This window comes from Pseudarthrobacter lactosi (assembly GCF_055412785.1).
In genome coordinates, this window is record NZ_JBVAYS010000002.1 from 559,789 (window position 1) to 583,517 (window position 23,729).

The window sequence follows — 23,729 nt, forward strand, 5'->3', positions numbered from 1 at the left end:
CATGACTTCCAGCAACGATTCCGCAACTCCGTACCGGGCCGCTGCCGCAGCGCCATACCAGGCCGCCGGGTCCCTTCGGGGCCGCACCATTCTGATGTCCGGTGGCAGCCGCGGCATCGGGCTGGCGATTGCCACCCGGGCAGCGCAGGACGGTGCCAATATTGTCATGATGGCCAAGACCGGCCAGCCCCACGCGAAGCTGGCAGGCACTGTCTTCAGCGCCGCCGAGCAGGTAGAGGCCGCCGGGGGCCATGCCCTGGCCATCGTGGGTGATGTGCGCAATGACGATGACGTCGCAGGTGCCGTGGCGGCCGCCGTCGAACGCTTCGGCGGAATCGACATCGTGCTCAACAACGCGTCCGCCATCGATCTGTCCACCACAGACGATGTGGACATGAAACGCTACGACCTGATGCAGGACATCAACGTCCGCGGGACATTCCTGCTGTCCAAGCTGTCACTGCCCGCGCTGCGCCAATCGGCCCACGCCCACATCCTCACGCTGTCGCCGCCACTGAACCTTGACCCACACTGGGCGGGCAGGCATCTGGCGTACACCATGGCCAAATACGGGATGAGCCTCACCACGCTGGGCCTTGCCGAAGAACTCAAGGCCGACGGCATCCACGTCAACTCACTCTGGCCGTGCACCCTTATCGATACGGCGGCCATCCGGAATATGCCCGGCGGCCAGGAGATCGTCCAGGCTGCCCGCGGACCGCAGATCATGGCCGACGCAGCGCATGCCGTCCTGACCGGCAGCAACCTCGCCGGCGCGCACCCGGCCGGCAGCACCGGGGACAGTGCGGGCGCGTCCAGCGGCAACTTCTACACGGACGAAGAGGTACTTCGCGCTGCGGGTGTCACCGACTTCCGTCCCTACAGCCTCGGGGCAGCGGAGGATCGGCTGGTTCCGGACATCTTCCTCTGAGCCGCGGTTCCAGCCATGTGGCTGTGTGGGAACGGCCAGCGGAGGCGCCTGAGTCGATAGGATTCAACCATGGATGACTCACACACCCCAGGAAATCCGTTGAATCGCGGAGCCTTGGCGGACCAGGATTTCCTTGCGGCCACGGGCATCGCCAAGGTGGTGGTGGTTGACTCCATCGGTTCCACCAACGCGGACCTCCTGCGTTCGGTGACTGTTGAGCCCAAAGAGTGGCCGGACCTGTCAGTGCTGACGGCCGAGTACCAGACCGCTGCCCGGGGACGCCTGGACCGGCGGTGGGAAGCGCCGCCGATGAGCTCGGTGTCGGTATCCCTGGTCCTGCGTCCCGCGAATGCAGAAGGTAGGCCGCTGCCCACCCAAACGTATTCGTGGCTGTCACTGCTGGGCGCACTCGCGCTGCGGGAGACGCTGATCGAGGCCGCGGGCATTCCGGCCGAGCTCAAGTGGCCCAATGACGTCCTGGTCCGGGGCCGTAAGATCGCCGGGATCCTTGCCCAGCTGGGTCCAATGGGGGACGGGACCGTTCCGCCGGTCATTTTGGGGACCGGCCTGAACGTGACGTTGACCGCATCAGAACTCCCGGTGCCCACAGCGACTTCCGTTGCCTTGGAAGAGCCGCTGACTGTTGACCGCACCCTGCTGCTCAAGAGCTACCTCGCCCATTTCACAGTGCTCTACCGCAGCTTCTGCAATGCCGACGGCGACCCCACCGCCGGGCTTGCCGGCGGCCCGTCGCTCCACAAGCGGGTGGAGTCCGTGATGGTGACGCTGGGCAAGCAAGTGCGCGCGCAGCTGCCCGGCGACCACGAGATTATTGGGCACGCATCCAGGCTGGACGAGTACGGCTCACTGCTGGTGGTGGACAAGGACCGCCGGGAGCATGTTGTCACCGCCGGCGATGTGGTCCACCTGCGCCCGTGGACCCCGCCCGGCCAGGGCACCGAAAGCGGCTATGCGTAAAGGCCTCGTGCCGGGCGAGCAGGTCATCACGATTACCCGCCCGCAGCCGAGGAAACTGGCCGGCCCGGCCGCAGCTTTTATTGCGGCGCCCGCCGCTGCAGCCTTTGTCAGCGCCTGGACCGTACGGGGCGAGGCTACCCGGTTACTGCCTTTGGCTTCCGCTGACTGGACGCCGTGGATCGTCCTTGCATGCGTCCTGGCCGCCGCGTGGATATGGTTGGCGTATTGCCTGCCTCGGCTGTTGCGGTGGCAGGCAACCAGGTACATCCTCACGAGCAGGCGGATTGTTGCCCGCTACGGCATGGTGCGGCGCCGGGATGAGCAGGTCAATCTCGCCGCGATCCGCAACGTGACGGTCCACCAGTCGGTGCTGCAGCGCATATTGCGCTCCGGGAATATATCCTTGGAAACCGGGTACCAAGGCGTGGTGGTCATCCAGGACGTCCCGGAAGCGGTGCGGTTCCGGGACTTTGTGCTGGATGCAATCGACGAACTGCCTGCCAGCGGGGGCCCGGAGAATGATGAGATACCGGATTACACAGACGAAGCGTTGCCGTGGGAGTTGAGAGAAGGTGGAGACGATGAACGATGAGGACCAGCGGGACGAAGTGGACCTGCCGGCTCCCGCCGTGCCCGAAACTGCCCACCCGGCAACAGGCACACTGTCTCCCGAGCGGGTAGCTGCCAAGGCCCTCGAAACCCGCCTGTTGGGCGGCGAACGGAAGCTGCGCCGCCGTGAGGTGGCCGCCGGGGCAGGACTGTCCCTCCTTTCGGCCCGGAAGCTGTGGCGTGCCCTCGGTTTCCCCAACTTCGGTGACGAGGACGTCGCCTTCACCGAAAGGGATCAGGCCGCGCTGTCCACGGTGGTTGATCTGGTCCGCACCGGGGTGCTCACCGAAGAAGCCGCCATCTCCGTGACCCGGTCCATCGGACAGATGACGGACCGCATGGTGGTCTGGCAGATCGAGGCCCTGGTGGAGGACATGGTCCACGAACAGGGCGTCACTGACGCCGTGGCCCGCAAGCGACTGGTGAAGGAACTGCCATCCTTGCTGGACGCGCTGGAGGAGATGCTGGTCTATTCGTGGCGGCGGCAACTCAATGCCGGCGTTCAACGCCTTGCCGTGCGCGCGGAAGCCGGCCTGCAGGCCAGCGAAGAAGGCCGCGACGGCGATGAAGACGATGCGCCCCTGCCGCTGGCCCGCGCCGTCGGCTTTGCCGACCTGGTCTCCTATACGAGCCTCTCCCGCCGGATGAATGAAAAGACCCTCGCCCGGCTGGTCCAGCGCTTTGAGAACAAATGCGCAGAAATCATTTCCGTCGGGGGAGGGCGGCTGGTCAAAACAGTAGGCGACGAAGTCCTGTATATCGCGGAAACGCCGGCTGCCGGAGCCGAGATCTCGCTGGCCCTGGCACAGGCGTTCACCGAAGATGAGATCCTGCCGGAAGCGCGGGTAGCTATGGTCTGGGGCAGGATCCTGTCCCGGCTGGGGGACATCTACGGCCCCACGGTCAACCTCGCCGCCCGGCTCACCACGCTGGCGGATCCGGGAACGGTCCTGATCGACTCCATGACTGCTTCCGCACTGGACCAGGACAAGAGATTCGTTCTCGTTCCTCAGCCCGCGGAGAATGTCCGGGGGTTCGGCGAAATCCATCCGGTTCGCCTGGCCCGCGGACAAGGAAAAGGCCTGGTCCTCGACTAGGGCGTTACGGCCCCATGTATTTATCCACTTGATGGTGAATGCCGCTATAGTCGGTTGTGCCCGGCTGCAGCGGACCGTATATCGGCCCGGCCGGAGTATTACTTGGGGGAGAAACCGGCCATGAAGCTTCGCCGAACGGCGCGCGCCACAAACCCGCGTGCCACAAACCTGCGCGCGGGAAACGGCGGTGGCTGGACTACCCGCCGCGGCATTCTGCGCTCCCGCGGCGTTGCGGGCACGGCCCTTGCCGCTGCCGCGGTCCTCCTGGTGACCGGTGCGATCATTTATCCGGGGTTCAAGACCACTGAGGTGGAGTTGAACGACGGCGGCGTGTGGGTGGTTTCGAAGTCGAATAATGCGGTGGGCCGGCTGAATTATCCGTCGCGGGTTTTGGATGGTGCGGTGACGCCTGCGGGTACTACTTTCGATATTCTCCAGAACTCCGGGGAGGTGTTTGTGGATGATGAGGCGGGTTCGACGTTGAACCAGATTTCTCCTGCGAACATGCGCCTGGGCGGGGATAAGAAGCTGCCGGGTTCGGCGGATGTGAGTTTTGGTGCCCGCGTGATCTCGGTGACGGATGCGGGGATGGGCAAGGTCTGGGCGCTGTCGCCGTCCAGCGTTAATGGTTTTGATGAGGAGTCCTCGGAGCCGGTGCTGACTGCTTCGCAGGGCACGGTGTCCGCGGTGGGGGCCGATGACCGGATCTACAGCGCCGACCCGAAGACGGGGACGGTGACTGTCACTTCGGTCAACGCGGATGGTGAGCCGACGTCCTCCGATGCCAGTACCTGGGGTGAGTTGAAGGGCGCCGGTGATCTGCAGATCACGGTGGTGGGGGATAAGCCGGTGGTGTTGGATGCTGCTGCGGGGAAGTTGTTCCTGCCGGGCGGTAAGCGGTTGCAGTTGGATAATGCGCGGGATGCGAAGCTTCAGCAGGGCGGGCCTGCCAGTGATTTTGTGGCGGTTTCGACGCAGAAGGCGTTGCTGAAGCAGCCGTTGGATGGTTCGACGGCGAAGACCGTCACGTTCGATGGTGAGGGTGTGCCGGCGGCTCCGGTGCAGTTGGCCGGGTGTGTGCATGCGGCGTGGTCCGGGGCGAACAAGTATGTCCGGGACTGCACAAACGATGCCGATGATAAAGACGTTGATGTGCCCAAGGCGAGTGCGTCGCCGTCGTACGTTTTCCGGGTGAACCGGGATCTGGTGGTCCTGAACGATGTGAATTCCGGGAATGTGTGGCTGGTGAACCAGAACATGCAGCTGGTGAACAATTGGGAGGACGTCATCCCGCCGAAGGAAACTTCGGACGACGCGGACAAGGACTCCGCCGATGAGGTCCAGCAGACTGTGTTGCCGGACCGTACCAAACCCAACAGCGCACCGGTGGCCAAGCCTGACACGTTCGGGATACGGGCGGGACGGACCGCCATCCTCCCGGTGCTGGACAACGACACCGACCCTGACGGCGACATCCTCACCGTCCGCGCCCCCGATCCGATCAAGTCCGGCCTCGTCGCCCCGATCTACGGCTCCACCGGCTTCCAGGTCAGCGTCCCAGCGGACAAAGCCGGTTCCGAAACCTTCAAATACACGGTGGACGATGGCCGCGGCCTCACAGCCTCCTCCGACGTCACCCTGAACATCATCCCGCCGGGGGAGAACTCCGCCCCGCGGCAGAAGCCCAACCGCAACACCACCCTCGTGGTCCAGGCAGGCAAAATCGTCAGCCAGAACATCCTCACCGACTGGACGGACCCCGACGGCGACGACCTGTACACGGTCAGCGCCACCGGGAGCGACCCCCGTGACCAAGTCAAGATCCGGCCTGACGGGCTGATCACCTTCCAGGACGCCGGCACGGAACCTGGCCGCAAAGTGGTGACCGTGACGGTGTCCGACGGCCAGTCGACCGCGGAAGGAAAAGTCACCGTGGACGTCCGAGCCCCGGGGGCGCTGCCGCCGATCGCCAACGCGGACCACGTTGTCGCCGTAGCCGGTGTGGACACTGTCATCGCACCGCTGAAGAACGACGCCGACCCCCAGGGCGGGGCACTCCGCCTCGCGCAGATCACGCCTGACGGCAACTCCACCGCCACCCTGGGGGCGGACCAGCAGACCTTCACGTTCAACTCCACGGCCGAAGGCGCCCACTATGTGTCCTACCTCGTGACCAACGGGCCGGCCAGCGCCCAGCAACTGGTCCGCGTCGACGTCGTTTCCGGCGACGGCGACGGCGCCCCCGTCGCTGTGCGGGACACGGCCCTGCTGCCGAGCGGCGGCAGCGTTTTGGTCGACGTGCTGGGCAACGACTCGGACCCGTCCGGAGGCGTCCTGGTTGTCCAGTCCGTGACCGCGGCCGACGGCCTGCCGGTCACTGCTTCGGTGCTGGACCACGCCGTAGTCCGGATCACCGATATCCGGGCTGAGGGCCAGCTCAACGTCAAATACACGATCTCCAACGGCAAGTCCTCGGCCAGCGGTGACATCGCGGTGCTGGTGGTCCCGGCACCGGCCAAGCTCCAGGCACCCCAGGCAAAACCGGACGAGGTCTCGGTCCGGGTCGGCGACGTCGTCACCATACCCGTCCTTGAGAACGACACTGATCCCAACGGTGGGAAACTCACGCTTGAGCCGGAGCTTCCGCAGAAGCCCGACGACGCCGACGGCCGCGTCTTCCTCGCCGGCAACACGCTGCGCTTTATTGCCGGGGACCTGCCCAAGACGGCGTATGCGATCTACAAGGTCACCAACGAATCCGGACAGTCGGACTCCCAACAGGTCACCATCCGCATCCGCGCACGCGATGACGAACGGAACACCCGCCCCGAGCCGAAAAACCTCACCGCCCGGGTGGTCTCCGGCATGGTAGTGCGGATTCCCGTGCCCTTGGACGGCATCGATTCCGACGGCGACTCCGTCCAGCTGATCGGTGTGGACAAGGCCCCCGCCATGGGAACGGCGGTCGTGAGGGACGGCTACCTCGAATTCACCGCGACCGGATCCGCTGCCGGCACGGACACGTTCACCTACCGTGTCCGGGACCGGATCGGCGCCGAGAACACCGGGACCGTCATCGTCGGCATCGCACCGCCCGAGCCCAATAACCAGAAGCCCATTGCCGTTGACGACTCCGTCGATGTCCGGCCTGGCCGCAAGATCGCCGTGGACGCTCTCAGCAACGACTCAGACCCGGACGGGGACCCAATCGGGCTTGTCGGCGACGCCTTCGAGGCCCGCCCTGAACTCGGCGTCGAAACCGCGGACGGTGGCAGGGTGTTGCTCACCGCGCCGGGCGCCGCCGGCAACGAGAGTGTCGGCTATAAGATCCAGGACGACAAGAAAGCCCAGGGCAGTGCCGTGATCCGTGTCCGGGTCAGCCCGGACGCCACCCTCAAGGCCCCGATCGCCAAGGACGACGTCATCACACGGGCCGAGACGCTCGGAAAATCCGCCGTGGACGCTCCGGTCCTGAAGAACGACTCCGATCCCGACGGAGTGGCCTCGGAACTGAAAGTCAGCCTGCCTGACGGCAACCCGAACGCCCGCGTTGGCGGTGACGGCAACGTGGTGGTCAGCCTTGCCCCGGCTGACCAGCTGGTCCCGTACACCGTCACCGACGTCGACGGCCAGACCGCCACTGCGGTCATCTGGGTGCCCGGGCAAGGTGAGGAGCACCCGACCCTGGCCCGCACCGATGTAGTGGAAGTGATGGCCGGCAAGGAGGTCACGCTGGACCTCAACGAGTATGTCCGCGTGAGGGACGGCCGCACGCCGCAGATCTCGCAGGCGGACAAAGTCCAGGTACAGGGTGCAGACCCCCAAAACGTCATCGGCGGCAACGCCAGAACGCTTCGCTACGCTGCGCTCAAGGACTACGTTGGACCCGGCTCCGTCACCTTCGAAGTGACAGACGGTTCCGGTCCGGAAGACCCGGAGGGCCTGAAATCGACGCTGACCGTCATGACCAAGGTCATACCGGACCCGAACGCCAACCATGAGCCCACCTTCAGCGGAAGCGACCTGGAAGTGCCGAAGGCCGAAACCGGACGCCTGGAGCTGGGCAACCTTGCCAGGGATGTGGATGCCGGCGATCAGGAAAAACTCAAGTTCGAGTTCGACGGATCCCTGCCGGAGGGTTTCAAGGCAACGATTGAGGGCCAGACGCTGTCCGTGAGCTCCGAGACGGGCATGGCCGCCGGCCGGAAGGGAACCATCCCCTTGAAAGTGACGGACGGGCGGTCCGGACCCGTCAAAGCCTCGGTGACGGCGACCGTCGTCGCCTCCAACCGGCCGCTGCCCACCGCCAATGAGGACGTCCTTGAGAAGGCCAACGCCGGCCGGACCGAGACCATCAATGTCCTTGCCAACGACTTCAACCCGTTCAGTGACACCCCGCTGAAAATCGCCTCCGTCGCCGTGGAAACCGGATCCGCCGCGGGGCAACCGCTCATCAGCGGGGACTCCATCACGGTGACGCCCGCGGACGGATCCAAGGGCGTGATGGTGCTGCGCTACACGGTCTCGGACAAGACCGGTGATCCGTCGCGCCAGGTGAACGGCCGGGTCCGCATCACGGTCCGGGACAATCCGGACGCCCCCTCGGCCCCCTCGGCCACGGACGTGCGCAGCCGGACGGCTGTGCTCAAGTGGGCGCCGCCGTCGGACAACGGTGCCACCATCACGGGCTATACGGTCAAATCCAACACAGGCTTTGAACAAAAATGCGCCACCACCACCTGCACTCTCAGCGGGCTGACCAACGACGTGAAGTATGTCTTCACCGTGATCGCCACCAACGAGGTAGGAGACTCCCAGCCGTCAGCGCAGTCCAACGAAATCCGGCCCGACGAAAAGCCGTCACCGCCCGAGGCACCCTCCGTGAAAGCGGGGGACAAGAACATGGTGATCAACTGGCTGCCAGCCAAGACCGAGGGCTCGGCCGTCAAGAGCTACAACCTCGAGCTCTCCCCGCCGCCAGCCAGCGGGATCGCCGTGAAGAACGGTGTCACCGGACTTACCTACACCTGGCCCGGCCTGACCAACGGAGTCCGCTACAAGGTGCGAGCCCAGGCCGTCAATGAGCTCGGCCCGTCCGACTGGAGCATCTATTCCTCCGAAGACAACCCCGCCGGGGTGCCCGCGGCACCGGCGGCACCAACCTCCGCCGTGGCCTCAGCGGTGGGCACCACCAACCAGTTGCGGGTGAACTGGACCGAACCCGATACCAACGGTGACGCCATCAAGAACTACTACGTCACCATGAGCGGCGGCGGCGGCGCACCGCAAACCCAGACCATCGCGGGTACTGTGCGGACCGCAAACTTCACCGCCAACAATTCCGAGGCCGATTACACCTTTACCGTCCAGGCCGAAAACAAGGCCGGCAAGGGTGCCATTAGTCCCGCCTCGGCGCCCCGACGGGCCACCGGAAAACTCGGCCAGGTCTCAGGGGTCACTGTCGCTGCAGCTGACACCGGAGGAGCGGGGCGGAGAGTGACCATCAACTTCAAGGAACTGACAGCGGCCGAACGCAACGGCTCGTCCGTGAACGAGGTCAGCTACAGCTATAACGCGAGTACGGGCGAAAACGGTCCGATCACACGCGGCCAGACAGTCGGCGGCTTCACCAATGGTGCACCGACCACCGTCACCGTAATCGCGCACTCCACCGTTGCACCGAGCTCCAATGCCAGCGCCGGCGCCTCGACCACCCCTTTCGGGTCGCCGGGTACGCCCTCAGCCTCAGGACAGAACGGTGCCAGGAACCAGAAGTCGCTGACCTTGAACTGGTCCTCCCCATCCACCACCACCAACGATGTGGTGTCAACCAGGATCAGCATCGACGGCGGCGGATGGGAGAACGTAGCAGCGTCCGGCAGCAGGCTCATCAACACCGGCGGATTCAGCGAGACCCATCGCATCGACGTCAAAACGGTCAACTCTCTGGGGACCGAGAGCGGGGTCGTTTCGGCGTCCGCTTCCTCGGGAGCGCAAGGCGAGTGGATCACCACGGTTGTGAAGGGCACGGACCTCGTTCGCACCTGCACGTTTGAGTATGGCAAGGCCAGCTACCGGCCGGCGCCCTACTTTGACTGCCAAGGCATCAACAACGGCGATACCCCGCCGTGGTACTACGTCAACAGCGGCGAGCATATCGTGGTCCGCTGCTACGTGATGATGAACGACCACTGGACCGACAGGCCGGATCAGCCGTTCTACCGCATTGAACCCGGATCCAACCGGAACGTCGGGTACTACCTGGTGGCGGGCCACGCGCAGCTAGGCCAACCGTACGCCCATGGAATCCCACAGTGCTGACGACGGGCGTCATCGCAGGTCAGGCCGCAGGGGAGCGCTCCCCATCGCGGTGCCCGCTCGGGTTGGGTAGGCTGGCGCGGGGAACAGAGAGCCCGATATCGGGTCTTTGGAGGGGTCGCCACGGGGGCAGCCACACAAATGAGGGAAAAGTAACGCTGTGACATCACTGCTGGGGAAGTTCGGTCTCAAGAAGCGGCACAACAAAATCGTTACGGGTTCGGCCTTTGCCGCGGCCGGCGCCGTGTTGGTCGCCGGTGCGATCATTTATCCGGGGTTCAAGACCACTGAGGTGGAGTTGAACGACGGCGGTGTGTGGGTAGTCTCCAAGTCCAAGAACGCCGTGGGCCGGCTGAATTATCCGTCGCGCGTGCTCGACGGTGCGGTCACGCCTGCGAGCACCACTTTCGATATTCTCCAGAACGCCGGGGATGTGTTTGTGGATGATGAGACGGGTTCAACGCTGAACCAGGTTTCACCCGCGAACATGCGCCTGGGCGGCGACAAACAGCTTCCGGGCTCAGCGGAAGTGAGCTTCGGCGCCAGCGTCATCTCAGTGACGGACGCAGCATCCGGCAAGGTGTGGGCCGTGTCGCCGTCCACCGTTAATGGTTTTGACCAGGAATCATCCGAACCTGTGATGGTGGGTGCCGAAGGCCTGGTCTCCGCAGTGGGAACCGACGACCGGATCTATAGCGCCGACCCCAAATCCGGCGCGGTGACTGTTACGACGGTGGACGCGAACGGCGAAGTTGTGTCCAGCGATTCCAGTACCTGGGGTGAGCTCAAGGGCGCCGGTGATCTGCAGATCACGGTGGTGGGGGATAAGCCGGTGGTGTTGGATGCTGCTGCGGGGAAGTTGTTCCTGCCGGGCGGTAAGCGGTTGCAGTTGGATAATGCGCGGGATGCGAAGCTTCAGCAGGGCGGGCCTGCCAGTGATTTTGTGGCGGTTTCGACGCAGAAGGCGTTGCTGAAGCAGCCGTTGGATGGTTCGACGGCGAAGACCGTCACGTTCGATGGTGAGGGTGTGCCGGCGGCTCCGGTGCAGCTCGCCGGGTGTGTGCATGCGGCGTGGTCCGGGGCGAACAAGTACGTCCGGGACTGCACAAACGATGCCGATGATAAAAACGTTGACGTGCCCAAGGCGAGCGCGTCGCCGTCGTACGTTTTCCGGGTGAACCGGGATCTGGTGGTCCTGAACGATGTGAACTCGGGGAATGTGTGGCTGGTGAACCAGAACATGCAGCTGGTGAACAACTGGGACGACGTTGTTCCCCCCAAGAACGAATCCGATGAACAGGACCAGGAATCGGCGGACAACAACACCATCAACGTGCTGCCGGACCGCACCAAGCCCAACCGGCCGCCGGAAACCAAACCGGACACCCTGGGCGTTCGCCCCGGACGCACCACCATCCTCAGCGTCTTGGACAACGATTCAGATCCCGACGGCGACGTCCTGACCGCCGCCGTCGGCAATTCAGGGCCCAAAGCCGGAACGCTGGAGAACATCTACGGCGGCACGGCATTCCAGATCTCCGTCCCGGCGGACGCTAAACCGGGTGCCGAGACGTTCAGCTACAACGCCGCGGATGGCCGTGGACTTTCAGCCGGCGGACAGGTCACCCTCAACGTGGTGGCGGCCGACGAAAACAAGCCCCCTGCGTTCAAGCGCGGCGGAGACTCCACCACCATGCTGGTGGAACAGGGCAAAACCGTCAGCCAGAACATCCTCACCGACTGGGTTGATCCCGACGGCGATGACCTCGTCCTGCTCGAAGCCAAGGCAGACAACGACCAGGACCAGGTCAAAGTCCGCCGCGACGGCCTCCTGACCTTCCAGGACTCCGGAGCCACCGCCGGCAAGAAAAACGTGGAAGTCACCATCTGGGATGGCCGGGCAACGGTCACCGGCAAAGTTGTGGTGAACGTCCAGCCGCCGGGTGCACTCGCCCCGGTGGTCAACGCCGATCACGTCACTGCCGTGGTAGGCCAGGACCTGGTGATCGCGCCCCTGAAGAACGACGTCGATCCCAACGGCGGCGCCCTCCGCCTGGCGCAGGTGGAGGCCAACGGTCCTGCCGAGCTGGGTCCCGTTACCGACGGCGGTACGTTCACGTTCCGCAGCACCACTCCCGGTCCCGTCTACCTGACCTACATTGCCAGCAACGGCCCGCAGAGCAGCCAGGGCCTGATCCGCGTTGACGTGGAGTCCGGCAAGGACGCCGGTGATCCCGTGGCTGTGCACGATGTGGCACTGATGCCCACCGGTGGCAGCGTTCTGTTGGATCCGCTGGCCAACGACTCGGATCCTTCGGGCGGCGTGCTGGTGCTTCAGTCCGTGAAACTTCCGGACAACACCACGGCCTCGGTCAGCGTGATCGACCACAGCGTTCTGCGCATCACCGACGTCCTGGGCACCAAGGACCCGTTCCTTTTTGAATACACCATGTCCAACGGCAAGAAGTCAGCCACCGGCAGCGTCTCCGTGGTCCCCGTCCCGGCGCCCGCCGTCGTCGAAGCACCCCAACCCAAGCCGGATGAAGTGAACGTCCGGGTCAACGACGTCGTCACCATCCCCGTGCTGGACAACGACACGCACCCACAAGGCCAGCAATTGACTGTGGATCCGGTCCTGCCGCAGGGAGTGGATGTACTGGACGGCAAGAGCTTCGTCTCCGAAAACACCTTGCGCTTCATCGCAGGGCCCCAGCCCAAGACCGTTCGCGCCATCTACAACGCGGTGGACCCCCAGGGCCAGAAGAGCGCCGCCGCCGTCACCATTCACATCCTTCCCCTGGAAGGCGCCGAGAACTCCCGGCCGCAGCCTCCGAACCTCACGGCGCGGGTGGTGGCCGCGGGGTCAGTTCGTATCCCGGTTCCGCTGGACGGCATCGATCCCGACGGCGACTCCGTGCAGCTGACCGGTATCGACAGCACCCCGGCCATGGGAACCGCCACCGTGGGCAGCAACTTCATCGACTTCACCGCCGCCGGCGACGGCGCAGGAACGGATTCGTTCCGTTACAAGGTGGTGGACCGCCAGGGCGCCGTCAACACCGGAACCGTGACTGTGGGCATTGCCCCGCGGGGTGAGACGAACCAGAACCCCACCCCGGTCGATGACGAGGTCAAGGTCCGGCCGGGACGGCAGATCGCCGTCGACGCCACCGGCAACGACACTGATCCCGACGGCGATATCATCCGCATCCTCACGGACGGTATCGAGGCCGACGACACCCTCCAGGCCACCGTGAGCAAGACCAGCGGCCGCATCATCCTGACGGCTCCCGGCGCTGCCGGAACGGTCAATGTCCGCTACACCATCGCCGACGACCGCGACGCCACCGCACAAGCCACCATCCGGGTGGTGGTGGACAACGAAGTTCCGCTGAAGGCACCCATTGCCCGTGATGACCGGGTGACCTCAGCCCAGGCGATGGGCAAGACTGCCGTGGACGTGCCTGTCCTCAAAAACGATGAAGACCCCGACGGCGTCGGCGAGAACCTTAAGCTCAGCACCGAGTCCCTCACCGCACGCCCGGGGCCTGACGGCACCATGCTTGTAGACCTGACCGAGAAGCCGCAGCTGATCCCGTACACCGTGGAGGACGTGGACGGACAGAAGTCCACAGCCATCATCTGGGCGCCGGGGCTGGGACAGCAGGTTCCCACCCTCGCCAAAGACGAGGTCATTGAGGTCATCGCCGGACAATCCGTCAACGTTGACCTCAAGGAATGGGTCAAGGTCCGGGAAGACCGCTCGCCTCGATTGACACAGACGGACCGGATCAAGCTCATCGGTTCAGATGGCAGCAACCCCGTTTCCGGTGACGGAACGGCGCTGAAATACACGGCCGGCATTGACTACGTTGGGCCGGGCTCCCTGAGCTTTGAGGTTACCGACGGCAGCGCCGTCGACGATCCTGCCGGGCTGAAATCCACGCTGAGCATCCGCACCAAGGTGCTGCCTGACCCCAACCGCAACAACCCGCCGGAACTCCTAGGCGCCAACGTTGACGTGCCGAAAGGCGAGTCAGTGGAGCTGGACCTGAGCCGGCTGACCTCGGACCCCGACCGGGACGATGTGGACAACATGAAGTACGAACTTGTGGGCGGCAGCCCGGCCGGCTTCAATGCCCGGATTGACGGCAAGGTCCTCAAGACATCCGTGGACGGCTCCACTGCCACCGGCACGTCCGGTGCGGTCCAGGTGAAGGCCAAGGACTCGCGCGGGCTTGAGGCAACAGCCACGTACCAGATGGCGGTCATAGCCTCCAACCGGCCCAAACCGGTGGCGAACGACGACGTGGAGCTCAACGCCGCTGCAGGGAAACCGGTCACCGTGAAGGTCCTGGCCAACGACGCGAACCCGTTCCCCGAAACAGCGTTGAAAATCATTGCTGCCGGAACCGAAACCGGCAGCGGCAACGTGGAAGTTTCCGGGGACTCCGTAGTGATGACGCCCGCCCCGGGCTTCAGCGGGAGCATGGTGGTGTCCTACACGGTGGAGGACAAAACAAAGGAGGCATCGAGGCAGGCCACGGCCCGGATCCGGCTCACCGTCAAGGACAAGCCCATGGCACCCACCACCCCCCAGGCGCAGAGCATCGGGGACCGGACAGCCCTGCTGACCTGGGCCGCACCGGCAGACCGCGGATCACCCATCACCAAGTACACGGTCTACGGCGAATCCGGCTTCAGGCAGGACTGCCCCGCCAACACCTGCACACTGAACGGGCTGGTGAACAACACGAAGTACCACTTCCAGGTCACGGCTACCAACGCAATAGACGAGTCCGAGAGGTCGCCCGTCTCCGCGGAAGTCCGCCCCGACGTCAAACCGGACACACCCCTAGCGCCGACGCTGAAATTCGGTGACAAGCAGCTGTCCGTGAACTGGGTGGCACCGGCCAGCAAGGGATCGCCGGTCAAGTCCTACGACCTGGAAATTTCGCCCCCGCCCGCCGGGCAGAATGCGCAGATCCAGAACCTGACCGCGGTCAGCTACGTCTGGAAGGGACTCCAGAACGGGGTGTCCTACAAGGTACGTGTCCTGGCCAGGAATGACGCGAAGGAACCGTCCGAATGGAGCGCATACTCCGCAGCTGAGGTACCTGCCGGTGCGCCGGCCACCCCGGCCGCCCCGAGTGCGGATGCGGCTCCTTCCGTGGGTAGCCAGAGCCAGCTCAGGGTGACCTGGACGGCGCCGAATAACAACGGCGACGCCGTTTCGGTGTACACGCTGACCACCCTGCGGGGTGGGGCAGTGGTGGCGACCCAGCAGGTCTCCGGAACGTCGCAAAACGTGACGGTGGACAATTCCGAGTCCGGTTACACCTTCACGGTGTCGGCCACGAACAAGGCAGGCACATCCGGCACCAGCGCTCAGTCCGCGGCCGTGCGGGCAGTCGGCAAGCCGGGTATGTTGGGCGCGCCCACGGCGGCCCTGGTGGACACAGGTGGCAATGGCGGGAAGATCGACGTGCGGTTCGCCGTGCTGACTCCTGCCCAGCGCAACGGCTCAACGGACAGCGAGATCTCCTACAGGTACCAGCTGACTTCGGGTGGCGGAAGCGGAACCATTGCCGCGGGTGGCGGGATCGTCCCGGCGGCTAACGGGACCGCCACCTCGGTTGTGGTCTGGGCTGTTTCTTCACGCAGTAGCACCGCCGGCGACGCAAGTCCCGCATCGAACAGCGTCAATCCGTACGGGCTGGCTTTCGCCCCCACCGTTACGGGCAGCAAAAGCAGCGGGGTGGGAGACAAGACAGTTTCGTGGAGTTGGAATGAGCCCAATGGCAACGGACGTCCCGTGACGGGCTACCAGTACAGCGTCGACGGCGGAGGTTGGCAGGATACCGGCCAACGGTCGTTCTCGAAGTCCGTTGGCTACAGCGAGACGGTCACCTTGCGTGTCCGCGCCATCAGCGCCAACCAGCCGGGCCGGATCGGCAGCGATACTTCGCGCAGCGGGGCGGAGCCGCCACCCCCGGTACCGACGTCGTGGTCCATCACGGCTTCACCGGTCCGCAGCTGCACCGAACCGCGGAAGGGTACCGACAGCTTCGTCGCCGGTAACCCGTCGCAGTGCAACGGTGAAGGCAAGTGGCTTGATGCCGGCGCCGGTTCACAATCGGACCGCTACCAGGTCTGGTACAAGACGTCCAACAACCCCTCCGGCATCTGGTACCACCTGACATCCGGCATGGCGGCTGGCAACTGGATCCGCTGCGACACGTCTAACCAGGGTTGCAACCCGCCGAACGGAATGCCCAACCGTTAGCGCCATACCGCCCGCACTACTCTGCGCCGGGGCACCCGGCCCGACCAATCAGCACCACAAGAAAAGGACTTAACTTCATGACCATGACCACCGAGCAGGCCGAATGGTTTGCAGGCACTTTCGACAAGCTCGTTGCCAACGTGGGGCAGGCTGTCCTAGGCAAGGACCACGTCATCCGGCTCACCTTCACCGCGATGCTGGCCGAGGGCCATGTGCTGTTCGAGGATGCTCCCGGCACCGGTAAAACCATGCTGGCACGCGCAATGGCCGCCACCGTCCAGGGCTCCAATAACCGCATTCAGTTCACCCCAGACCTCCTGCCCTCGGACGTCACAGGCGTGACCATCTACGACCAGAAAACGCAGAAGTTCGAATTCCACAAGGGACCGATCTTCAACAACATCGTCCTGGCCGATGAGATCAACCGTGCATCGCCGAAGACCCAGTCGGCACTGCTGGAGGTCATGGAGGAATCCCGGGTCACCGTGGATGGCGTCACCTACGAGGCCGGCCGGCCGTTTATGGTGATGGCCACCCAGAACCCGATCGAGCAGGCCGGTACTTACCGGCTGCCGGAGGCGCAATTGGACCGCTTCCTGATCAAGACCTCCATCGGCTATCCGGACCACGCGTCCACGGTCCAGCTGCTGGGCGGCTCGAACCTGAAGGACCGCTCGAAAGAGATCTCCGCAGTGATCACCACCCAGGCCGTGGCGGACATGGCCGACCTCGCTGCCACCGTGCACGTGGACACGGCGGTCCTCGAATACATCTCCCGGCTCTGCGAAGAGACCCGCAGCGCGCCTGAAACCCGGCTGGGCGTTTCCGTGCGTGGCGCCATCGCCATGGTCCGCGCCGCCAAGGTCTGGGCCGCGGGGCAGGGACGGAACTTCGTCCTGCCGGACGACATCAAGGAACTGGCCGCCGTGGTGTGGACACACCGGTTTGTGATGGACCCGGAGGCTGAGTTCTCCGGCGCCACCCCCGAGGCTGTCCTGACCCGGGTCCTGTCCGACATCGCGGCACCGCAGCAGCGCGCCGCCGTCTGAGGCTCCGACGGAGTTCCAGACCACCACTGACCAGCACGAACAAAGGCACTTTTATGTCCAGCAGCACTCCGTTGACCCGGCTTGCTGAACGTCTCCGGCAACCCTTCCACCGGAACGGCAGACCTACCAGGCTGCATCCTTCGTCCGTGTGGGCCGAGGCCACGAGCACCGCCGCCCTCGCCCTCACACCCGCGTGGGAGAATGTCCGCGGCCTGTGGCTGCGCTTCGTGTGGCCCGTCCTGTCGGTGGTCAGTGTCCTGGGCTGGTCGGTTCTGGCCGCCTCCATCCTGCTGTGGACCGCCGGCCAGGCCTTCGGTTGGCAAGAGGCCAAAGCCGCAGCCATCGCGGCCTTGGTCCTTTTCCTGATCGCCATCGGGTTCATCCTGGGCCGGTCCTCCTACGGTGTGGTCCTGGACCTTGCCCGGACCCGGGTTGCGGTGGGGGACAGCGCGGTAGGAAGCATCGCCGTCTCCAACACGTCGGCCCGGCCCTTGTTGCCGGCGGCCCTGGAGCTGCCGGTGGGAAACGCCACCGCCGTGTTCCACCTGCCGAGGATGAAGCCCGCGCAGGTGCACGAAGACCTTTTCACTATTCCAACCGCCCGTCGCGCCGTCATCGTGGTGGGCCCTGTCCGCTCCGTCCGGGCCGACCCCCTGCACCTCCTCCGCCGCCAAGTGCTGTGGACGGAACCGGAGGACCTGTTTGTGCACCCGAAGACAGTGGCCCTGGCCGGTTCCGCCGCCGGATTCATTCGCGACCTTGAGGGCATGCCCACCACTGACCTGTCCAGCGCGGACGTGTCCTTCCATGCCTTGCGTGACTACGTACCGGGCGATGACCGGCGGCACATCCACTGGAAGACCACCGCGCGGACCAACAAGCTGATGGTGCGCCAGTTCGAGGAGACCCGGCGCGCCCACCTGGCCATCTCGCTGTCCATCAACACGGACGAGTACGCCTCAGAGCAGGAATTCGAAATGGCCATTTCAGCGGCCGCATCGATCGGCCGGCAGGCCATCCGCGAGCAGCGCGAGCTGGACGTCCTGACCCAAAAGGGGCCGCTGCGCTGCGAAACCGGGCGGAACATGCTGGACGACATGACACGGATCGCCGGGGCACCCATGCGCCGGACCGCCGTCGACCTCGCCCGCACCTTGGCTGACACGGTCCCCAACGCGTCGGTTGTCTTTTTTGTGGTGGGCAGCAACGTGACACCCGCCCAGCTCCGTTCGGCCGCGGCCTCCGTGCCGCTGGGCGTCAGGAGCCTGGCAGTACGCCTCCAGATCGGTGCCGCGCCGGGCCGCGCCAACATCGCGGACCTGACCGTGCTGACCCTCGGCGACCTCGCAGACCTCGCCATCGTCCTCAGAAAGGCGGCCGCATGAGCTCCGCACCGGGCCTCCGGCCCCGCCCGCAGCAGCGGCAGCATGAATCCTCGTTCGCCGACGGCCAGCCCGTCTGGCATTTTGTGCTCGACGCCGGCGCACTCACCGTCCTGCTGGGGTTGGGCCTGCTCGGCTTCAGCCTCAGCTTCGGCGGCGACCCCTACTACCTGGTCTCGGGCTTCGGCGGTATCCTTCTGGGCCTCGGCATCGCCGCCGCCAACGCGCACCTTCGGCTGGGCCTGCTGATCACCACAGCCCTCGCACTGGGGGCCTACCTGGTGCTCGGCACGCTCCTCGCAGTCCCGGACGCGGCGATTGCCGGTTTTGTGCCCAGCCTTGACTCCTTGCGGACCCTGCTCCTGGGCGTGGTGTTCGCCTGGAAAGACATGCTGACGGTGGGCGTTCCGGTGGGGTCTGCCGGCGGCGTCCTGATCGTCCCCTTCCTGAGTTCGCTGCTCACCGCTTTGGTTGGCGGTATCCTCACCTGGCGGCTGAAAACCCCGTACTGGCCGCTGCTTCCGGTGCTGGTGCTGTTCGTCACGGGCATCGCCTTCAGCACCAATGCTGCCTTCCTCACGGTGGAGCGCGGCATCGGGCTCACCGTCATAGCGGTAGCTTGGGCCACCTTCCGCCGCGACGCGCTGCGGCGCAGCGACACGCGCAAAGTGTCAGTCAACCGTCCGCAGACAGATGCGGCCACAGCCCAGCGGGCCAAGCTCCGCCGGCTGGGCACCGCCGCCGCGGTGATCGCCGCCAGCGTTGCCATCACCGCGGTGGCGGCGCCCCTGGTAACCGCCGGCGGTGACCGCAAGGTCCTGCGCAACGTGGTGGTTCCGCCGTTCGATCCCAAGGACTACGTCACGCCCCTGGCAAGCTTCCGGACGTTCGTCAAGGACAAGAAGGACGACACCCTGTTTGTGGTCAAAGGACTGCCCCGGGACGGCCGTGTCCGGCTGGGGGCCCTGGATGCTTTCAACGGCACCAACTACAACATGGACCCCAACGGCTCAGGTAGCTTCAGCAAAGTGGGGGACACCGAATCCATCAACACCCTGGCCGACACCTCGGGCATCGTCCCCTCAAATGACTATTCCATTGACATCACCATCGAGGACTACCAGGGCTACTTTGTCCCGGGCGGCCGGAAGACCACCGGCCTGAGCTTTGACCAGAGTGCTTCCGCGGCGGCGTCGGGCCTGTACTTCAACGCGGGCACCGATACCGCAGTGACCACACAGGGCCTTTACAAGGGCGATTCCTACAGCGTCCAGGTGTCCGATCCCGTGAAGCTGGAACACGGCCAGCTGACCCAGTACGACTTCGCGAAAATTACGCTGCCGGACGCTGTCGAGGTCCCTCCGGTGGTGGGGTCACAGGCCAACGACCTCTCAGCCGATGCACCCACCGCGATTGACCGGGTCCGCCAGATTGAGGCGCATTTCCAAAAGACGGGTGCCTTCAGCAACGGCCTGGTCGCCGACGGTCAGTTGCCCAGCGTGTCCGGCCACAGCTCGTCGCGGATCAGGAACCTCTTGACCGCCAAGCAGATGCTCGGTGATGACGAGCAGTATGCCGTGTCCATGTCGCTGATGCTCCGCCACCTGGGGATCCCGTCACGCGTGGTCATGGGCTTCTACCCCGATCCGACCAGCCCGGAGAACGGCGCAGGCGAGGTAAAGATCTTGGGCAAAGACGTCCACGCCTGGGTTGAGGTGGCGTTCGACAGGGTGGGCTGGGTCAGCTTCGACCCTACGCCGCCCAAGGACAACGTCCCCATCCCGCCGGACCCTGAGAACAAGTCCAAACCCAAGCCGCAGGTGCTGCAGCCGCCGCCCCCGCCGCAGGAACCGGCCGATCTTCCGCCGGATTCCTCGCCGGACGCCCTGGACGCCGACGACAAGAAAAATAATCCGTGGCTCTTCTGGGGTGCCCTCCTCGGTGCCCTGGGCATTGCCCTGATCCCGCTGTCCATCCTGGCGCTGCCGCTGCTGCTGATCGCGCTCCTGAAATCACGACGCCGGAAGGCCCGCCTCACGGAGGGGCACCCCGCACAACGTGTGGGAGGCGGCTGGAACGAAGTGGTGAGCCTCGCTACGGACATGGGTGCCGGCATTGACACGCGTGCAACCCGTCGCGAAAGCGCAGTGGTGCTCGCTGACTCGTTCCCCGCAACCGGTCAGACCACCACCATGCTCGCGCACCGCGCGGATGCCTCCATCTTCGGCGCCGGCCAGCCCAGCGAGGAGGAGGTCCGGGAGTACTGGACCATCGTGGACCGCTCGCTGAAGGAGATGACCGGAACTGTAGGGTTCTGGCGGCGCCAGCAGGCCCGCTTCTCGCCCCGGTCGCTGCTGGCCGATGGCCGGAACGCCCTTAAGCTGCGTGGCGCCCGGCTCGGGCTGGGTCCGCTGGTGCGTCCGTCGGGCCAGGGTTCCACCGGATGGCGGTCGGCCCCCGGTAGGGTGGAGACCGGCCCGGACGCTGCCGAGACCCCGAACCCGGCAACTCAGGAAAGCGGAACCGGGACGGCGGCGTCAGAGCCTGATGAGTCCACCGTTCTGCGGAACCCTGGCAGGAAGAACCCCACTGAATCATGACGAACGAAGCCGAGCGCTGCCAGCGGTGCCAGCAACTGATCCGGGGCGGCGCCACGTTCTGTACGGCATGCGGTGCTCCGCTGCCCAACAGGGCAGCACGCAGCGGACTCAACGTGGACCACGCGCAGCGGGCTGTGATGGACCGGGCAGCGGCGCACGCCAGCCAGAATCCCGGTACTATCCCGGTAGTACAAACGGCTCCAGGGGGAGGAACGGGAATGGCAGCCAATCTTGAGCTTGTTCCGGCCACGGCGGGGAAACGGCTCGGCGCAGCAGTGCTCGACTGGCTTGCCCCTGTCGCGGTCCTGGTGGTCACTTTCGCCGTCGGGTTCGCGGGCATCACCCGCACGCAAAGCGGCGGCTTCATCATCTATGACACCGGTTCGCTGGTCCTGTTCGGCAGCATCGGCCTGGGGCTGACGCTGGTGTATCTGGTGGTGCTGATGGGCATGGAAGGCCGCTCCGGGAAGACCCTCGGCAACCATGTCATGGGCATCCGCAGCGCTGACAAGGATGGTTACGCCCCCGGCGGCGGAGGAGTGTTCCTGCGCGGCCTCATCACGGGCGCCGGCATCATCCTGGCGCTCCTGGCCGCAGTGGGCGTCGTCATCTTCAAATGGTTCGATGTGGCCGTCTTCATCCTCGGCCCGCTGCTGCTGATCGGCGCCGTGTGGGCCGTGCTGGTGGTGGTCTCCAACACCTGGGACCGAAATGGAAGGCTCCGCGGCTGGCATGACACCGCGGCGAAAACACTGGTGTTCGACGTCAAGGACGGCCGCAACCCCATCACCTCCGGCGGCATCCAGGGGCCGTACAGTTTCGCGCCCCTGGACCTCCCGCCTGTCCGGAAGGTCGCCTCGCCGGTGGCGGGGGCCGCGAAGCCGCCGCAGCTTGTGAACGCGCAGGCGCCTGTGGCCCAGCCACCGGCGCAGCAGTGGCAGCCGCCAGCCCAACAGTTGCCGGCCCAACAGCCAGCAGTGCAACAGCCGCCAGCCCAACAGCCCGTGCAGCCGTACGCGCCGCAGCCATACGCTCCGCAGCCGTACGCGCCGGCGTCGTCCGCACAGCCTGCATCCGCACCTACGTCGTTTGCACCGCAGCCGTACGCGCCGCCGTCGTCCGTTCCTTTTCAGGCGCCGCACCCGCAGACTGCAGCCCCGGCGGTTCCCCAGCCGGCCGCCCCGTCCCATCCCGACGACGACCTCGACCGCACACAGATGCGTGGCGGCGCAGCGTATGCGGCGCCCGTCGCCGTGCTGCGGATAAAGCTCGACGACGGCCGGGACTTCCAGCTAGACCGCAACGTCCTGGTGGGCCGGAACCCCCTGGGCCAGACGGGGGAGCAGCAGGCCCAGCTGCTGGCGATCAGTGATCCCGGCCGCTCGATCTCCAAGACCCACCTCCACGTGCTGACCGATGGTGCAGGCATCTGGGTGACCGACCGGAACTCCACCAACGGCAGCGCCGTCACCACGCCGGATGGCCTGCGCACACCGCTGCAGCCGGGCGTGCCCGCTTTCGTCAGCCCGGGATCCACTGTCCACTTTGGTGACCGTTCCTTCCACCTAGGACAGGCATGAACTCCCAGCCCGCCAGCGACTCAGCTGACGCAGACCACGGAACCGGCCTCAGCCTGAGTTACGGCTACGGCACGGACCGTGGGCTGCGCCGCGAATTGAACGAGGATTCCTTCATCGCCTCCGACCCCGTCTTCGCCGTGGCGGACGGCATGGGCGGACACGAAGCCGGCGAGATCGCCAGCGGCATGTGCGTGCGCGCCCTCGCTGCCATGCCACAGCTCGCCACCGGGGAGCGGAGTGTCACGGCGGCAGTGCTCCAGCAATACCTGCTCCGCGCCGACAGTTCCATCCGAGAGGTGACCGGTGCCCGCGCCGGGACCACACTCACCGGTGCCGTTGTGGTGGAACAGATGGGCATGCCTTACTGGCTGGTCATGAACATCGGGGATTCCCGCACGTACCGGCTGAGCCAAGGGCGCTTTGAACAGGTCAGCGTGGACCATTCGGAGGTCCAGGAACTCGTGGACGCCGGTGAAATCACTCCGGAGCAAGCCGCCGTCCATCCCCGCCGCCACGTGGTGACGAGGGCGCTGGGCACCGGGGACGAGATCGAAGCTGATTACTGGCTCCTGCCCGTTGAAGAGGGCGACCGGATCATGGTCTGTTCCGACGGACTCAATGGCGAACTTACGGACGAGCACATCTCCCGGATCCTAAGCACCGTAGGACACCCGCAGGACGCCGTGGATGCCCTGATCCAGGCTGCGCTCCGCAACGGCGGACGGGACAACGTCACTGTCATTGTGGTGGACGCCAGGAACGTCATGAACGACGGCGGCATCGCCGTTACTGCGCCCCGCCCCGCCGCTGACGCGGCGGAGGAAGTGACACTGCCCAGGGGACAGATAGTTGACGCCAGCCGGCCGGCCGGCCAGGACGACGGAAGCGGGGAACGCTGA

11 protein-coding genes are annotated in these 23,729 nt (G+C 65.4%); all 11 read left to right on the forward strand.

Annotated features, from left to right (window positions below; genetic code table 11):
* Nucleotide 1 precedes the first annotated feature (1 nt).
* The 11 genes from ACZY0Q_RS12480 (at nucleotide 2) to ACZY0Q_RS12530 (ending at nucleotide 23,729) form a co-directional block, all read left to right on the forward strand.
* Entirely contained in the window at nucleotides 2–931 is a 930-nt protein-coding gene (locus ACZY0Q_RS12480) for an SDR family oxidoreductase (protein ID WP_463917262.1), read from the forward strand.
* 69 nt (nucleotides 932–1,000) lie between these two features.
* Nucleotides 1,001–1,909 (forward strand): biotin--[acetyl-CoA-carboxylase] ligase, encoded by a 909-nt coding sequence (locus ACZY0Q_RS12485; RefSeq protein WP_463917263.1) that lies wholly within the window; start codon nucleotides 1,001–1,003, stop codon nucleotides 1,907–1,909.
* Nucleotides 1,902–2,501: a PH domain-containing protein gene (locus tag ACZY0Q_RS12490; RefSeq protein ID WP_463917265.1), complete on the forward strand. Its 600-nt coding sequence runs from the start codon at nucleotides 1,902–1,904 to the stop codon at nucleotides 2,499–2,501. The genes ACZY0Q_RS12485 and ACZY0Q_RS12490 overlap by 8 nt, the downstream gene beginning before the upstream one ends.
* Nucleotides 2,491–3,615: an adenylate/guanylate cyclase domain-containing protein gene (locus ACZY0Q_RS12495; protein ID WP_463917267.1), complete on the forward strand. Its 1,125-nt coding sequence runs from the start codon at nucleotides 2,491–2,493 to the stop codon at nucleotides 3,613–3,615. The genes ACZY0Q_RS12490 and ACZY0Q_RS12495 overlap by 11 nt, the downstream gene beginning before the upstream one ends.
* Nucleotides 3,616–3,735: 120 nt before the next feature.
* Entirely contained in the window at nucleotides 3,736–9,936 is a 6,201-nt protein-coding gene (locus ACZY0Q_RS12500; RefSeq protein WP_463917268.1) for an Ig-like domain-containing protein, read from the forward strand.
* Between the two features lie 157 nt (nucleotides 9,937–10,093).
* Nucleotides 10,094–16,219 (forward strand): Ig-like domain-containing protein, encoded by a 6,126-nt coding sequence (locus ACZY0Q_RS12505; protein WP_463917270.1) that lies wholly within the window; start codon nucleotides 10,094–10,096, stop codon nucleotides 16,217–16,219.
* Between the two features lie 77 nt (nucleotides 16,220–16,296).
* Nucleotides 16,297–17,268, forward strand: a complete 972-nt coding sequence (locus ACZY0Q_RS12510) for an AAA family ATPase (protein WP_463917271.1) — start codon at nucleotides 16,297–16,299, stop codon at nucleotides 17,266–17,268.
* A gap of 53 nt (nucleotides 17,269–17,321) precedes the next feature.
* Nucleotides 17,322–18,653, forward strand: a complete 1,332-nt coding sequence (locus ACZY0Q_RS12515) for a DUF58 domain-containing protein (protein ID WP_463917272.1) — start codon at nucleotides 17,322–17,324, stop codon at nucleotides 18,651–18,653.
* On the forward strand, nucleotides 18,650–21,250 hold the full coding sequence (locus tag ACZY0Q_RS12520) for a transglutaminase-like domain-containing protein (RefSeq protein ID WP_463917274.1): 2,601 nt from the start codon (nucleotides 18,650–18,652) through the stop codon (nucleotides 21,248–21,250). The genes ACZY0Q_RS12515 and ACZY0Q_RS12520 overlap by 4 nt, the downstream gene beginning before the upstream one ends.
* Nucleotides 21,247–22,830, forward strand: a complete 1,584-nt coding sequence (locus ACZY0Q_RS12525; RefSeq protein ID WP_463917276.1) for an RDD family protein — start codon at nucleotides 21,247–21,249, stop codon at nucleotides 22,828–22,830. Before ACZY0Q_RS12520 ends, ACZY0Q_RS12525 begins: the two co-directional genes overlap by 4 nt.
* A complete protein-coding gene (locus ACZY0Q_RS12530) occupies nucleotides 22,827–23,729 on the forward strand; it encodes a PP2C family protein-serine/threonine phosphatase (RefSeq protein WP_463917277.1) in 903 nt (300 codons plus the stop codon). Before ACZY0Q_RS12525 ends, ACZY0Q_RS12530 begins: the two co-directional genes overlap by 4 nt.